This window comes from Pseudomonas sp. Snoq117.2 (assembly GCF_900110545.1).
Classification (GTDB): Bacteria; Pseudomonadota; Gammaproteobacteria; order Pseudomonadales; family Pseudomonadaceae; genus Chryseomonas; species Chryseomonas benzopyrenica.
On record NZ_FOED01000002.1, the window covers coordinates 130,165 to 143,570 of the forward strand.

14 protein-coding genes are annotated in these 13,406 nt (G+C 64.7%); 8 read left to right on the plus strand and 6 right to left on the minus strand.

The features are described 5' to 3' along the window. Nucleotides 1-39 precede the first annotated feature (39 nt). Together BMZ43_RS06525 and BMZ43_RS06530 are read left to right on the plus strand one after the other, a co-directional pair. Nucleotides 40-939, plus strand: coding sequence for a manganese catalase family protein (locus tag BMZ43_RS06525; protein ID WP_064308645.1), 900 nt, complete (start codon nt 40-42; stop codon nt 937-939). A gap of 339 nt (nt 940-1,278) precedes the next feature. After that, nucleotides 1,279-1,701 carry a hypothetical protein gene (locus BMZ43_RS06530; protein ID WP_017640525.1) on the plus strand — a complete coding sequence of 141 codons (423 nt, stop codon included), beginning with the start codon at nt 1,279-1,281 and terminating at the stop codon, nt 1,699-1,701. A 46-nt stretch (nt 1,702-1,747) separates the two neighbouring features. On the opposite strand, the gene BMZ43_RS06535 is transcribed toward BMZ43_RS06530, so the two are convergent. Both BMZ43_RS06535 and BMZ43_RS06540 read right to left on the minus strand, forming a co-directional pair. Further along, nucleotides 1,748-2,347, minus strand: coding sequence for a glutathione S-transferase family protein (locus BMZ43_RS06535; RefSeq protein WP_093251262.1), 600 nt, complete (start codon nt 2,345-2,347; stop codon nt 1,748-1,750). Nucleotide 2,348: 1 nt separating this feature from the next. After that, nucleotides 2,349-3,518, minus strand: coding sequence for an aminotransferase-like domain-containing protein (locus tag BMZ43_RS06540; protein WP_093251266.1), 1,170 nt, complete (start codon nt 3,516-3,518; stop codon nt 2,349-2,351). 80 nt (nt 3,519-3,598) lie between these two features. Between BMZ43_RS06540 and BMZ43_RS06545 the strand changes: the two genes are divergently transcribed. The 5 genes from BMZ43_RS06545 to BMZ43_RS06565 all read left to right on the plus strand — a co-directional run bounded on the left by BMZ43_RS06545 (nt 3,599) and on the right by BMZ43_RS06565 (nt 8,125). Beyond that, a complete protein-coding gene (locus tag BMZ43_RS06545) occupies nt 3,599-4,081 on the plus strand; it encodes a MarR family winged helix-turn-helix transcriptional regulator (RefSeq protein WP_093251270.1) in 483 nt (160 codons plus the stop codon). An 88-nt stretch (nt 4,082-4,169) separates the two neighbouring features. After that, nucleotides 4,170-4,775, plus strand: coding sequence for a LysE family translocator (locus tag BMZ43_RS06550; RefSeq protein WP_093251274.1), 606 nt, complete (start codon nt 4,170-4,172; stop codon nt 4,773-4,775). 8 nt (nt 4,776-4,783) lie between these two features. Further along, nucleotides 4,784-5,971, plus strand: coding sequence for a benzoate/H(+) symporter BenE family transporter (locus tag BMZ43_RS06555; protein WP_017640520.1), 1,188 nt, complete (start codon nt 4,784-4,786; stop codon nt 5,969-5,971). Nucleotides 5,972-6,026: 55 nt separating this feature from the next. After that, entirely contained in the window at nt 6,027-7,028 is a 1,002-nt protein-coding gene (locus BMZ43_RS06560; protein ID WP_093251278.1) for an NADP-dependent oxidoreductase, read from the plus strand. 173 nt (nt 7,029-7,201) lie between these two features. Then, complete coding sequence (locus tag BMZ43_RS06565; protein ID WP_093251295.1) at nt 7,202-8,125, plus strand: GGDEF domain-containing protein; 924 nt, start codon at nt 7,202-7,204, stop codon at nt 8,123-8,125. A 30-nt stretch (nt 8,126-8,155) separates the two neighbouring features. On the opposite strand, the gene rluB is transcribed toward BMZ43_RS06565, so the two are convergent. The 4 genes from rluB to zwf all read right to left on the minus strand — a co-directional run bounded on the left by rluB (nt 8,156) and on the right by zwf (nt 12,333). Then, nucleotides 8,156-9,217 carry a 23S rRNA pseudouridine(2605) synthase RluB gene (gene rluB, locus BMZ43_RS06570; RefSeq protein WP_064308638.1) on the minus strand — a complete coding sequence of 354 codons (1,062 nt, stop codon included), beginning with the start codon at nt 9,215-9,217 and terminating at the stop codon, nt 8,156-8,158. 290 nt (nt 9,218-9,507) lie between these two features. Beyond that, complete coding sequence (locus tag BMZ43_RS06575; RefSeq protein WP_177344781.1) at nt 9,508-10,146, minus strand: bifunctional 4-hydroxy-2-oxoglutarate aldolase/2-dehydro-3-deoxy-phosphogluconate aldolase; 639 nt, start codon at nt 10,144-10,146, stop codon at nt 9,508-9,510. A 20-nt stretch (nt 10,147-10,166) separates the two neighbouring features. Further along, entirely contained in the window at nt 10,167-10,877 is a 711-nt protein-coding gene (pgl, locus tag BMZ43_RS06580) for a 6-phosphogluconolactonase (RefSeq protein WP_093251305.1), read from the minus strand. After that, nucleotides 10,864-12,333: a glucose-6-phosphate dehydrogenase gene (zwf, locus tag BMZ43_RS06585; RefSeq protein ID WP_026083779.1), complete on the minus strand. Its 1,470-nt coding sequence runs from the start codon at nt 12,331-12,333 to the stop codon at nt 10,864-10,866. The genes pgl and zwf overlap by 14 nt, the downstream gene beginning before the upstream one ends. A gap of 164 nt (nt 12,334-12,497) precedes the next feature. Here zwf and BMZ43_RS06590 point away from each other — a divergent pair, with 164 nt between their 5' ends. Continuing rightward, entirely contained in the window at nt 12,498-13,367 is an 870-nt protein-coding gene (locus BMZ43_RS06590) for a MurR/RpiR family transcriptional regulator (protein ID WP_017640513.1), read from the plus strand. The last annotated feature ends 39 nt before the right edge of the window (nt 13,368-13,406 follow it).

Sequence of the window (13,406 nt, forward strand, 5' to 3'; positions counted from 1 at the left end):
ACTACCCCGTGTTACCCGTGACTAGCCCCTGGAGGTTACATGTTCGTCCATAATAAGCGACTGCAATATACCGTGCGCGTGTCCGAACCCAATCCCGGCCTCGCCAACCTGATGCTGGAACAATTCGGCGGCCCCCAAGGCGAACTCGCCGCCGCCATGCGCTACTTCACCCAGGCGATAGCCGAGCTCGACCCGGGCCGCAAGGACATGCTGTTCGACATCGCCACGGAAGAACTCAGCCACCTGGAAATCATCGGCTCGATGATCGCCATGCTGAACAAGGGCGCCAAGGGCGATCTGGCGGAAAAGACCCAGGAAGAAGCGGACATGTACCGCTCCCTTACGGGTGCCGGCAACGACTCCCACCTCACCCAGATTCTCTACGGTGGCGGTCCGGCTCTGACCAACTCGGCCGGGGTACCCTGGACCGCGGCCTACATCGACACCATCGGTGAACCGACCATCGACCTGAGGTCCAACATCGCTGCCGAAGCCCGGGCCAAGATCGTCTACGAGCGCCTGATCAACGTCACCGACGACGCGGGTATCAAGGACACGCTGAGCTTTCTGATGACGCGCGAGATCGCCCACCAGAAATCCTTCGAGAACGCCCTGCACTCCATTCAGCCAAACTTTCCCCAGGGCAAGATGCCGCCGCGACCGGAATTCGCCAGCGTCTACTACAACATGTCGCAGGGTGAAGGCGACATGCGCGGTCCCTGGAATCAGGGTCAGGACTGGGAGTTCGTGGAGCAGCCCGCTCCCGCTGTGGATGGTGGCGACGGCCTGGCCAGCGTCAAGCTGCCACCCATGCAGGCCAAGGCGGTGGAGCAACTGGCGACCCGCACGATGTCCGACCCCAGCGCAGCCCCGGTCACCGGTGCCGACTTGGGTGCCGGCCTGGCCAAGCAGCTCGACAAGAATCGTCTCAACGAGTGATGCCGATACGGCGACACCCCTGGGGTGTCGCCGCCTTCACCCCCACCAATGACCTTCCGTCGGCCAGTCCGCGCCGACTCGCCTTCCGCAAGAACCTGGCCATTTGCCATCGGTCCTACTGCCGTCATCGTAGTAGGGAAAGCCCAGATGGAAGATTATCTCCTGGCGTTCGCCATGGTCGTTTTGACCACCTTGTTCATAGGTCTCACTACCGTCGGTCTGGTGGAATTCGCCTGATGGCGCTTTGCCGCCTTTTGCGCTGAACATTTGTTCAGCGGTGCAGTCTGCCGCTGTGCATTGATGCCATCACGTCTTACCGACGTAGCCAGGGACGCCACCATGAAACGCCACGCCTATGCCTTAGCCCTCGTTGCAGCCGCCGTCTGCAGCGCACCCGCCTTCGCCATGGATCAGGATGCCCTGCAATTCGAGCAGGCCAGCATGATCGCCTTCAAGAGTTGCGCGAACAAGGCGGTGATCGCCGGTACCCGCATCGGCGACACGGCCCGTTTCTCCGATACCGACAGCTGCGTCGCCCAGGCGCTGTCGCAGATCGAACCGGCCTATCAAAAGGCTCTGACCTCCCTGCAGAACAACGGCACCGCACGGCGCTGCCTGCAGACCTACTACAGCAACTGGCGCACGCTGATGAAATCGCTACCGGAGCTGCAGTCCAAGCCGCCGTCCTCGGTCCTGCTGACCGCCAACGGGGGTGAGCGCCGACTCAACCAGTACTGGCAATTCGTGGTCAGCGCTCGCTGATCACGCCCCGGCGCCCACTGGGGAGCCTGGCTCCCCTCCTTGCGTTTCAGCCGATGGCGACATGGCCCGGCTGCGCCGCGACCCGTGCCAGCCACGCCTGGATCGCCGGATAGTCGTCCAGGCGAAAGCCCCCTTCGTGGGCGACGTGGGTATAGGCATAGAGCGCTATATCGGCGATCGAATACTGCTCCCCCACCAGGAAAGGCGTGCGTTGCAGCTGCTGCTCCATCACCCGCAACGCCTTGTAGCCACGGACCTGGCAGACCTCGTACTCCTCACGGCGCTCCGCAGGCAGCCCCTGATAGAGCTGGATGAAACGCGCCACCGCCACATAGGGTTCGTGACTGTACTGCTCGAAGAATTGCCACTGCAGCACCTGGGTCCGCAGCCGCGGCTCGCTGGGCAGGAAGCGCGTGCCGTCGGCGAGGAAGTTGAGGATGGCATTGGATTCCCACAGGCAGGTGCCGTCTTCCAGCTCCAGCACCGGAATCTTGCCATTGGGATTCTTCGCCAGGAAGGCTTCGCTCTGCGTCTCGCCGGCGAGGATATCGACCTCGTGCCAGCGATACTCCAGGCCGAGCAGGTGCAGCATCAGCACCACCTTGTAGCAGTTGCCGGAACGACGATCGCCATAGACCTGATACATCTCACAGCTCCTTGTCATGGGGGATGGCTTCCCGGATCACGCCGGCCAGGCGCGCAAGGCCCGTATCCAGCCGTTCAGGCAGCACATGGCTGAAATTGAGCCGCAGCAGACCGCGGTGACGATCTGGCTCGGCGAAGAACGGCTCGCCCGGCATGAAGGCGACGTCCTGCGCCAGGGCGGCGTCCAGCAGCGTACGGGTATCCAGGGGCGTTTTCAGCCGTAGCCAGAAGAACAGCCCACCCTCGGGATTCTGCCAGTCGGCGATGTCGCTGAAATGTCGCGTCAGCGCCAGGGCGAAGCCATCGCGACGCTCACGGTAGAAGGCCCGCACCTCCTCCAGGTGCCGGGCGTAGCGCTCGCTACCCAGCCATTGCAGCACCTGCCACTGGCTCATGCGGCAGGTGTGCAGATCGGCCGCCTGCTTGAGCGCCCGCAGGGGCTTGAGCAATTCAGGCGAGGCGATCAGGTAGCCCACGCGCAGGCCGGGCATCAGCGTCTTGGACAGGCTGCCGGTGTGGATCCAGGGGCTGCGCCGGAGTTGGGCACATAGCGGCCGCGCCGGCGCGCCGTCGTAGCTGAGTTCGCGATAGGGCTCGTCCTCGACCAGGGTCACGCCGTACTCGTCCAGCAGGGCTGCCACCGCCGCACGGTTGTCTGCGGAATAGCGCACCCCGGAAGGATTCTGGAAGGTCGGGATCAGATAGGCGAAGGCCGGGCGTCGCTCTTCCAGGCGCAGGCACAAGGCCTCCAGATCCAGCCCCTCCGGGGTCAGGCTGACCTCCAGGCACTCCGCGCCAAAGAACTGGAAGCTCTGCAGCGCCGCCAGGTAGGTGGGGCCCTCCACCAGCACCGGGGTGCCGACGTCGAGATAGAGCTTGGCGATCAGATCCAGGGCCTGCTGCGAACCCGTGGTCACCAGCACCTGGTCCGCCGTGCAGTCCAGGCCATAGGCGCGGGCCTGGGCGGCGATGGCCTCGCGCAGCGCCGGCTCGCCCTCGCTCATGCCGTACTGACCCAGGCCAGCCGGCAGCGTGCTCCAGTCCACCGCTGGCAGACAGCGCTCGGCCGGCAGTCCTCCGGCAAAGGACATCACCTCCGGGCGCTGCGCCGCTGCCAGGATGTCGCGGATCAGGCTGCTCTTGAGTCGGGTCACCCGTTCGGAAAATGCCATCTGCCCTCCTGTGGCCCGTGGCCTGGTAATGAGTCAAACTACTTGACCGACCCTAATCCACCCCGGAAAGACAAGTCAATATGCTTGACCTAAATCAGACCTCCCAGCAGCGCCTGGTCATGGAGACCTTCTTCTTCGGCTACCAGGCGTTCACCGCCAAGGCCGACGACATGCTGGCGCGGCGCGGCCTGAGCCGGGTCCACCAGCGCATCCTGTTCTTCATCGCGCGCGAGCCGGGCCTGAGCAACAAGGCGCTGCTGGAGGTGCTCAACGTCAGCAAGCAGGCCTTGAACATTCCGCTGCGGCAGTTGCTGGAGATGCAACTGGTGGCCATGGAGATGGATGCCGCGGACAAGCGCAAGCGGCGGCTGTCCCTCACCCGGGGTGGCGCCGCCCTGGAGCAGACCCTGAGACGCGAGCAGATGCGCCTGGTGCAGGCGGCGCTGGCCACGGCCGGAGCGGATGCGGCCGAGGGCTGGCTGGCGTTCAATCAGGCCCTGGCCGGCCGCCAGGAGAGCGAAAGCGAAATCCAGGACAGTTCGACCCCTTCGGTCGGCTCCTGAAAACTGTACCGCTGGTTCGCGGCCTCGGTGTACGGATACCGCCCCGAGCGGCCTGGCTAAGCTGGCGCAAAGCCCAGGGATGCCCCTCATGACCGTCGAACTGCTCTCCGCCTTCATGCTCTTCGCCTTCGTCTCCTCCGCCACGCCCGGCCCCAACAACATGATGCTGCTGGCGTCGGGGGTGAATTTCGGTTTCCGGCGGACCCTGCCGCACATGTTCGGCATCAGCCTGGGCCACATGCTGCTGGTCGTCTGCACCGGCCTCGGCCTGGGTCAGCTGTTCGTGCTCTATCCGCCGCTGCAGATCGCCCTACGGGTCATTGGCGGCGCCTACCTGCTGTATCTGGCCTGGAAACTGGCCACCGCCTCCGCACCCACGCCGCGCGAATCGGGCAGCGGCAAGCCTTTCGGCTTCTTCCAGGCAGCGGCCTTTCAATGGGTGAATCCCAAGGCCTGGGTGATGGCCATCGGCGCGGTCACCGCCTATATTCCGGCCGAGAACTTCACCGCCAATCTGCTGCTGGTCGCCCTGCTCTTCGCCTTGATCAACCTGCCCAGCGTCAGCCTCTGGACGCTGTTCGGCATGGGCCTGCGCCGCCTGCTCAGCAGTCCGGCGCGCCTGCGGCTGTTCAACTGGAGCATGGCGCTGCTGCTGGTGCTGTCCCTCTACCCCATCCTGTTCGGCCATCACTGAGGTTTTTGATGCACGCGGCTCCACAACGCCTTACCCCGCTGGCCGATAGCTCCCCCGCCGCCGTGGTCGCCGGTTTCGTCGCCATGCTGGTGGGCTACACCAGCTCCCTGGTGCTGATGTTCCAGGCCGGCCAGAACGCGGGGCTCAGCACGGGCCAGATTTCCTCCTGGATCTGGGCGCTGTCCATCGGCATGGCCCTGACCACCATCGGCCTGTCGTTGAAGTACCGCACCCCCATCGTCATCGCCTGGTCGACCCCGGGCGCCGCCCTGCTGGTCACCAGCCTGCCCTCGGTGCCCTACAGCGATGCCATCGGCGCCTTCGTCCTCTGCGCGGTGCTGCTCGCCCTGTGCGGCCTCACCGGCAGCGTCGACCGTCTACTGCGTCGGGTACCCCCGGCCCTCGCCGCCGCCCTGCTGGCCGGCATCCTGTTTCGCATCGGCATCGAGATCTGCGCGGCAGCCCAGCACCAGACCGGGCTGGTGCTGGGCATGGCCCTGGGCTATCTGGTAGCCAAGCGGCTGTGGCCGCGCTATTGCGTGCTGGTGGCCCTGGTGGTCGGCCTGCTGCTGGCCGCCGGACTGGGCTTGCTGGACTTCCACGCCCTGCGGCTGGAACTGGCGGTGCCGGTATGGACCACCCCGACCTTTTCCCTGGCCGCCACCATCGGCATCGCCCTCCCGCTGTTCGTAGTGGCCATGGCGTCACAGAACATGCCCGGCATCGCCGTGCTGCGTACCGATGGCTACGCGGTTCCAGCCTCGCCGCTGATCGCCACCACCGGCCTCGCCTCCTTGCTGCTGGCCCCCTTCGGCTCCCATGGCATCAACCTGGCGGCCATCAGCGCGGCGATCTGCACCGGTCCCCAGGCCCATGAAGACGCCAGCAAACGTTATACGGCGGCGGTCTGGTGCGGATTTTTCTATGGCATCGCCGGTTTGTTCGGCGCCACCCTGGCCGCGCTGTTCACCTCGCTGCCAAGCGAACTGGTGATCTCGGTGGCCGCCCTGGCCCTACTGGGCTCCATCATGAACGGCTTGCACGGCGCCCTGGCCGAACCCAGCCAACGCGAACCGGCGCTGATCACCTTCCTGGTCACCGCCTCGGGGCTGACGCTGGCCGGCGTAGGCTCTGCCTTCTGGGGTCTGGTGGCCGGTCTATTGGCCAGTTTGCTACTCACCGCACGCCGCCGGTAGAACCTGAAACCCTCCTGACCGGTCGGAACTGCATCCTTCCCGTCAGGAGAACACCATGTCCCGTACCAATCGCCAGTTCCTGCTCGCCAAACGCCCCTCCGGCGAACCCACCGCCGATACCTTCGAGCGCGTCGAGCAGCCGGTCGGCGAACCCGGCGCCGGCCAGGTGCTGATCAAGAATCTGTTCCTGTCCCTCGACCCGGCCATGCGTGGCTGGATGAACGAGGGCAAGTCCTATATCAAGCCCATCGGTATCGGCGAGGTCATTCGCGCCCTGGGCGTCGGCGAGGTGGTGGCGTCCAACCACCCGGACTTCAAGGTGGGCGATACCGTCAATGGCATGCTCGGCATCCAGGACTATTACCTGGGCGAACCCCAGGGCTTCTACCCAGTGGACCCCAGCAAGGCCAGCCTGCCCCAGTACCTTTCCGTGCTTGGCATGACCGGCCTGACCGCCTACTTCGGCCTGCTGGAGGTCGGCGAGCCCAAGGCCGGCCAGACCATCGTGGTCTCCGGCGCCGCCGGCGCGGTGGGCAGCATGGTCGGCCAGATCGGCAAGCTCAAGGCCTGCCATGTGGTGGGCATCGCCGGTGGCGCGGAGAAATGCCGCTATCTGATCGAGGAGCTCGGCTTCGACGCCGCCATCGACTACAAGGCCGAACCGGACCTCGCGGCCGCCCTGCAGCGCGAGTGCCCCAACGGCATCGACGTCTATTTCGACAACGTCGGCGGTCCGACCCTCGACGCGGTGCTGGCGCAGATCAATTTCCGCGCCCGGGTAGTCCTGTGCGGTGCCATCAGCCAGTACAACAGCGACAAGATCCAGGGCCCGCAGAACTATCTGGCGCTATTGAGCAATCGCGCCCGCATGGAAGGCTTCATCGTCCTCGACCACGCCGCCCGCTATGCCGAGGCGCAACAGCAGCTGGCGATCTGGCTGGCCGACGGCCAGCTCAAATCCCGCGAGCATGTGGTGGAAGGCCTGGACACCTTCCCCCAGACCCTGATGAAGCTGTTCTCCGGCGAGAACTTCGGCAAGCTGGTACTCAAGGTATAAGCCGCGCGTCGGAAAGTCGTCACGAGCGGGTCGCGAAAGCGACCCGCCTGGCTTCCAGGCGTCAACTTACAGACGGCCAATCGCCACCATACGCCTAAGTCATTGATTTTACTGCCACTGCAAGACTGGCACGCTTCTCGCTGTAGAGGGACTATCCGCCAAGGAGAACAGGCATGGTCCCGCCCTCGTCCAACACCATCAATCTCGATCGCGCTCGCCAGCAGCGCAACGCCAACCTGGCCGCCCCCGCCCGCGACAGCGATCCGGCGGTGCTGGGCGCACTGCGTCAGCGGCTGCTCAGCGTCCTGCTGACCTCGCTGGAGCTCGAACGGGTCCTGCAACTCTTCCGGCAGGAGGTGGATACCCTGGTGGAGCTGCCCGGCCTCAGCTACCGCCATGCCGCGGAAGACGTGGCCATCGGCCTGGGCGAGGAACAGGGTCATCAGGTGCATTATCACCTGAGCCAGGGGGACCTGCGTCTGGGCGATCTAACCTTCTACCGTCAGGAGCGCTTCCAGGACAGCGAACTCGGGGCGCTGGAATACCTGCTCGGTAGCCTGCTGTTTCCCCTGCGCAACGCCCTGCTCTACCGCGAGGCCCAGAACAACGCCCTGCGCGATGCCCTGACCGGTGTCGGCAATCGCAGCGCCCTGGATCGTGCCCTGGTGCGGGAACTGGAACTGGCCCGCCGGACCCAGCAGCCGCTGTCGCTGCTGATGCTGGACCTGGACCACTTCAAGCGCATCAACGACAGATTCGGCCACAGCGTCGGTGACGACGTGCTGCGCCAGACCGCCCGCACCCTCGGCAACAGCCTGAGAAGCATGGACATGGTCTTTCGCTTTGGCGGCGAGGAATTCTGCGTACTGCTGTCGGCCACCGGCCATGACGCGGCGCATATCGTGGCGGAACGCCTGAGAGCGGCGGTGGAGGCCCAGTCGGAGACCGCCGGTGCCATCCCGTTGCCGGTCACCCTGAGCCTGGGCCTGGCGACCCTGCGCGACGTGGAATCCCCGCGCTGCCTGCTGCTGCGCGCGGATCGCGCCCTCTATCAGGCCAAGGCCGAAGGCCGCAATCGATTCTGCAGCCTGGCCTGAAGGTCGCCTGGGGCCAGGCGACCGCTCTGCTTAGCGGCGACCGCCCTTGCCGGTACCGCCACCGCTTGGACCGCGACGCGGCGCGATACCAGGCGAGGTACGGCCCTTGCTGACCGGCTTGCGGCCCATTTCGCTCGGCCGCTCGGCCACGGCCGACCCCTGGGGCTTGCTGGCCTTGCCCGCCTTGTTGAGCTTGTTGCGCGAACCCCGACCGGCATCGATCGGCCGCGCGGTCTTGCGCTGCTGACGTTCGAGCTTTTCCTTGGTCTTGCCGCCCATGGCCGGCAGCGCCACCGGCGGCAGGCCAACTTCGCCCGCGAGGATGTCGATCTCCCCCTGGGTCATCTCGCGCCAGCGGCCGACCGGCAGATCGCTGGTCATGAACACCGGACCGAAACGAACGCGCTTCAGACGGCTAACCACCAGGCCCTGGGACTCCCACAGCCGGCGGACTTCACGGTTGCGGCCTTCCATCACCACGCAATGGAACCAGTGGTTGAAGCCATCGCCTTCCGGCGCCTGCTGGACGTCGGTGAAGCGTGCCGGACCGTCTTCGAGGATCACCCCGTTCTTCAGGCGCAGCAGCATCTCTTCGGTCACCTCGCCACGTACCCGCACCGCATATTCGCGGTCCATTTGGTAGGACGGGTGCATCAACCGGTTGGCCAGTTCACCATCGGTGGTGAACAGCAGCAGACCGGTGGTATTGATGTCCAGGCGACCGACGTTGATCCAGCGGCCCTGCTTGGGCTTGGGCAGGCGGTCGAAGACGGTGGGTCGGCCTTCGGGATCATCACGGGTGCAGATCTCGCCCTCAGGCTTGTTATAGATCAATACCCGGCGTACCACTTCCTCGGCCTGGTCGCGCTTGAGCAGACGTCCGTCCACCGCGATAGCATCCTTGGGCATGACTCGCAGCCCCAGGGGGGCGACCACGCCATTGACCTTGATGCGGCCTTCGCCGATCCAGGCTTCGACATCGCGACGCGAGCCGACGCCCAGGCGCGACAGCACCTTCTGCAGCTTTTCACCAGCTGGCGCAGGGACGGTTTCTTCGAGGGATTCGTTTTGGGGATTCTTGTCGAGGGTCATCAGGCACCTCCCGGTGTAGTGGACGACAAAGGCGCCGCGGAACGGGCGCCAGGAGAAAGACAGGGGCGCATGATAGCGCCCCTGCTCGCGTCAGCCTAGCGAGTGTGGTGTCTCTGAAATTGACTGCACAATTTTGGCGGCGCTTTTTCGGCTGTAGCGGCGTTGCCACTCCTCGCCATAGCGCTGCTATGACTCGTACCGGCGCCTGGCCACAGCCAAAAAATCACTCAATTCTTGCGCGAACTTCAGAGACACCGCACTAGCCCAGCGGGTGACGGATGACCGCAGTATCAATCCAGCGTCGCCAGGGCCTCGCGGCAGAGTTGTTCGACGCGCGTCCAGTCCTTGGCTTTCACCACGTCATTCGGCAGCATCCAGCTACCGCCAACGCACAGCAGATTGGGCTGCTGGAAATAGTTCTTCACATTGCCCGGATTGACGCCACCGGTCGGGCAGAACTTGAGCTCGGCGAAGGGACCAGCGAAGGCTTTAAGCGCATCCACGCCGCCATAGACGTTGGCGGGGAACAGCTTGAAGCGGCGATAGCCCAGGCGATAGGCCTGCATGATCTCGGAGGGCGTGGCGATGCCCGGCAAGAGCGGAATGGGTGCCGCTACCCCGGCCTGGAGAATTTCCTCGGTGGTGCCCGGGGTGACGATGAACTGGGCGCCAGCCTCGACCGCGGCGTCGAACATCCGCACGTCCAGCACGGTGCCCACCCCCACGTCCAGCTCAGGACGCTCCTGGCGCAGTAGCCGTACGGCATCCAGCCCGTGGGCGGATCTCAGGGTGATCTCCAGCGCCGTAAGACCACCAGCGGCCATGGCGTCGGCGAAGGGCCGCACGTCGGCCGGATCGTTGATCACGATCACCGGCAGAATGCGCGCGCGGGCGCACAGGGCATCTAGGGTCGCGATCTTGTTCTGCATGTCCAAAACTCAACTCCTCGTCAGGGGCACCAATAGACGACCAGGGGTTCGCGCAGGAACGCCTTGATCGGAGTGGCCAGCTCGTCGCCCTCGGCCAGAGCGGTTTCCAGTACCTGTCGCTTGCCCGCGCCCTGGACGGCAAGGATCTGTTGCCGCGCGCGGCTCAGATAGGCGCGGCTCAGGGTGATGCGGGTCTGGGGCGCGGACGGTGCCACGCCAGGGAAGCTCAGGCGTTCGCTGGCCGGATCCAGGGCCTCTTCCAGACCGGGACTACCGGGGAACAGCGAGGCGGTATGGGCGTCGTCACCCATCCCCAGGACCAGCACATCAGGCGTACCCAAGGCGTCGCGGAGCCGGGCTTCGGTCAGGGCCATGCCCTCCTGCGCAGTGGCCGCCGGGGTATAGAGATCGACGAATCCGGCCGCGGCGGCAGGTCCCTGGAAGAGGTGCTTGCGCAAGAGGCCGGCGTTGCTGTCCGGGTCATCGATGGGTACCCAGCGCTCGTCGGCCAGGGTGACCAGCACCTTGGACCACTCCAGGTCCGCCTGAGCCAGGCGTTCGAGGAAGGGCACCGGACTGCGCCCACCGGAAACGATCAGCAAGGCCTCGCCACGGGCCGCCAGAGCCTCGCGCAGCGCGGTGGTGACCGTCTCGGCCAACGCCGTGGCATGGGCCTCGCGATCGGGCAATTCGCGCAGGGTCACGCCCTGCCCCAGATCAGACGTCACCATACCAGGATCTCCCATCTCGTGCGATCAGTGCGATGGAGGTCAGCGGACCCCAGCTGCCGGCGGCATAGGACTTGGGCGAGTCGCCCATCTTCGACCAGCCATCCATCAGCTGATCGCACCATTTCCAGGCCGCTTCGATCTCGTCCTTGCGGACGAACAGCGACTGGTTGCCCTGCATGACTTCCAGCAGCAGCCGCTCATAGGCATCCGGGGTGCGCAGATGCTTGAAGGTCTCGGAAAAATTGAGTTGCAGCGGACCGCTGCGCAGTTGCATGCCCTTGCGCAGACCCTGGTCCTTGCTCATCACCTGCAGCGAAATACCCTCGTCCGGCTGGATGCGGATGATCAGGCGGTTGCTGATCAGGCTGCGCTGCTCGGGGGCGAAGATATAGTGCGGTGGTTCCTTGAAGTGGATGACGATCTGCGACAGCTTCTGCGGCATGCGCTTGCCGGTACGCAGATAGAAAGGCACGCCCGACCAGCGCCAGTTGCGAATGTCGGCGCGGATGGCGACAAAGGTTTCGGTGCGGCTTTCGGTGTTGGAGTTGGGCTCTTCCAGATAGCCCGGCACCGGCTTGCCGTCGCTGTAGCCCGAGGTGTACTGGCCCAGGACCACGCGGCTGGCCAGCTGGTCGGCGGTGATAGGTTCCAGCGCCTTGAGCACCTTGACCTTCTCGTCACGGATGCTGTCGGCCGACAGATCCGCCGGCGGATCCATCGCGGTCAGGCAAAGCAGTTGCAGCAGGTGATTCTGCACCATGTCACGCAACTGGCCGGCCTGGTCGAAATAGCCCCAGCGGCCTTCGATGCCGACCTTCTCGGCCACGGTGATCTCCACATGGGAGATGTAGTTCTGGTTCCACTGGGTCTCGAACAGGCTGTTGGCGAAACGCAGGGCGATGAGGTTCTGGACGGTTTCCTTGCCCAGGTAGTGATCGATGCGATAGACGCGATCCTCGGGGAAGAAGCGCGCCACGGCGTCGTTGACCACTTTGGAGGATTCCAGGTCGTAGCCGATGGGCTTTTCCATCACCACCCGGGTTCGCTCGCACAGACCGACGGCGGCGAGGTTCTCGCAGATGGCACTGTAGACCAGCGCTGGGGTCGCGAAATAGGCGATTAGCGGCGAGGTCTCACCCACATCCTCGGCAAGTCCCGTATAGTCTTCGCGGTTGCGGAAATCGATGGCGCGATAGCCGAGGCGACCACGCATCCGCGTCCATACCGTTTCGTCCCAATCGGCCTTGGGCACATAGTGGCGCAGGCGCTCCTCGATGTGCTCCAGCTGCTTGACCCCATCGCCCTGGTCACGCGCCAGCGCCATGATGCGGGTATCCTCGTGCAGCAAACCTTCACGATCCAGCTGATAAAGGGCAGGGAAAAGTTTGCGCAGGGCCAGGTCGCCCAACGCGCCGAAGATTGCCAGGGTACAGGGTAGAACTCGGACGCCAGCCATAAATATTCGTTCTTTTACTTAAAGTTTGAGATATTCCAGCACCATGATAGGGGAGCTGGGGCGATTCGCGTAGTCTTTATATTAAAAAATACGGCGCAGGGGTAACCTCGGCCCAAACCTTTTATAGCCTTAGGATAGAGGCACAACAACCACTAGGAGTTCTCATGGATCGTGCCAGCACCCTGCTGCAAACCATCCAGACCCGCATCGGCGAACTCAACCGCGCGGAGCGCAAGGTCGCCGAGGTCATCCTGCAGAATCCCCGGCAGGCCACGCGCTACACCATCGCGGCCCTGGCCCAGGCGGCGCAGGTCAGCGAACCCACCGTCAACCGCTTCTGCCGCTCCCTGGGCGTGAGCGGCTATCCGGAAATGAAGATCCAGCTGGCGCAGAGCATCGCCAGCGGCGCGGTCTATGTCAGTCAGGCGGTGGAAGCCAACGACGAATCCGAGGCCTACGCGGAAAAGATCTTCAGCAGCACCATCGCCTCGCTGGACAGCGCCCGCCAGCGGTTGGACGCCCGTACGGTCGATCGCGCGGTAGATCTGATGATCCAGGCGCGGCAGATCCACTTCTTCGGCCTGGGCGCCTCGGCACCAGTGGCCCTGGACGCTCAGCACAAGTTCTTCCGCTTCAACATGGCGGTGTCGGCGCATTCGGATGTACTGATGCAGCGGATGCTCGCGTCCATCGCCAGGACTGGCGATCTGTTCGTGATCATCTCCTATACCGGCCGCACCCGCGAACTGGTGGACGTGGCCAAGCTGGCGCGGGACAACGGCGCCTCGGTGCTCGGCCTCACCGCCAGCAATACCCCCCTGGCCAAGGTCTGCACCCACAGTCTGGACATCCCGTTGCCGGAAGACACCGACATCTACATGCCCATGACCTCGCGGATCATCCAGCTCACCGTGCTGGACATCCTGGCCACCGGCGTCACGCTCAAGCGCGGCGTGGATTTCCAGCCGCACCTGCGCAAGGTCAAGGAAAGCCTGGTCGCGACCCGCTATCCCTCCGAGCCCGACCAGGGCTAGCGAACAGCTCACTCGCGTGCTCCAGTTTCCTGGAGCACG

What these genes read in the sequence shown, in the direction of transcription:
- BMZ43_RS06525 (WP_064308645.1), top strand. Translation starts at nt 40, where the DNA reads ATGTTCGTCCATAATAAGCGACTGCAATATACCGTGCGCGTGTCCGAA.
- BMZ43_RS06530 (WP_017640525.1), top strand. Translation starts at nt 1,279, where the DNA reads ATGAAACGCCACGCCTATGCCTTAGCCCTCGTTGCAGCCGCCGTCTGC.
- BMZ43_RS06535 (WP_093251262.1), bottom strand. Translation starts at nt 2,347, where the DNA reads ATGTATCAGGTCTATGGCGATCGTCGTTCCGGCAACTGCTACAAGGTG.
- BMZ43_RS06540 (WP_093251266.1), bottom strand. Translation starts at nt 3,518, where the DNA reads ATGGCATTTTCCGAACGGGTGACCCGACTCAAGAGCAGCCTGATCCGC.
- BMZ43_RS06545 (WP_093251270.1), top strand. Translation starts at nt 3,599, where the DNA reads ATGCTTGACCTAAATCAGACCTCCCAGCAGCGCCTGGTCATGGAGACC.
- BMZ43_RS06550 (WP_093251274.1), top strand. Translation starts at nt 4,170, where the DNA reads ATGACCGTCGAACTGCTCTCCGCCTTCATGCTCTTCGCCTTCGTCTCC.
- BMZ43_RS06555 (WP_017640520.1), top strand. Translation starts at nt 4,784, where the DNA reads ATGCACGCGGCTCCACAACGCCTTACCCCGCTGGCCGATAGCTCCCCC.
- BMZ43_RS06560 (WP_093251278.1), top strand. Translation starts at nt 6,027, where the DNA reads ATGTCCCGTACCAATCGCCAGTTCCTGCTCGCCAAACGCCCCTCCGGC.
- BMZ43_RS06565 (WP_093251295.1), top strand. Translation starts at nt 7,202, where the DNA reads ATGGTCCCGCCCTCGTCCAACACCATCAATCTCGATCGCGCTCGCCAG.
- rluB (WP_064308638.1), bottom strand. Translation starts at nt 9,217, where the DNA reads ATGACCCTCGACAAGAATCCCCAAAACGAATCCCTCGAAGAAACCGTC.
- BMZ43_RS06575 (WP_177344781.1), bottom strand. Translation starts at nt 10,146, where the DNA reads ATGCAGAACAAGATCGCGACCCTAGATGCCCTGTGCGCCCGCGCGCGC.
- pgl (WP_093251305.1), bottom strand. Translation starts at nt 10,877, where the DNA reads ATGGTGACGTCTGATCTGGGGCAGGGCGTGACCCTGCGCGAATTGCCC.
- zwf (WP_026083779.1), bottom strand. Translation starts at nt 12,333, where the DNA reads ATGGCTGGCGTCCGAGTTCTACCCTGTACCCTGGCAATCTTCGGCGCG.
- BMZ43_RS06590 (WP_017640513.1), top strand. Translation starts at nt 12,498, where the DNA reads ATGGATCGTGCCAGCACCCTGCTGCAAACCATCCAGACCCGCATCGGC.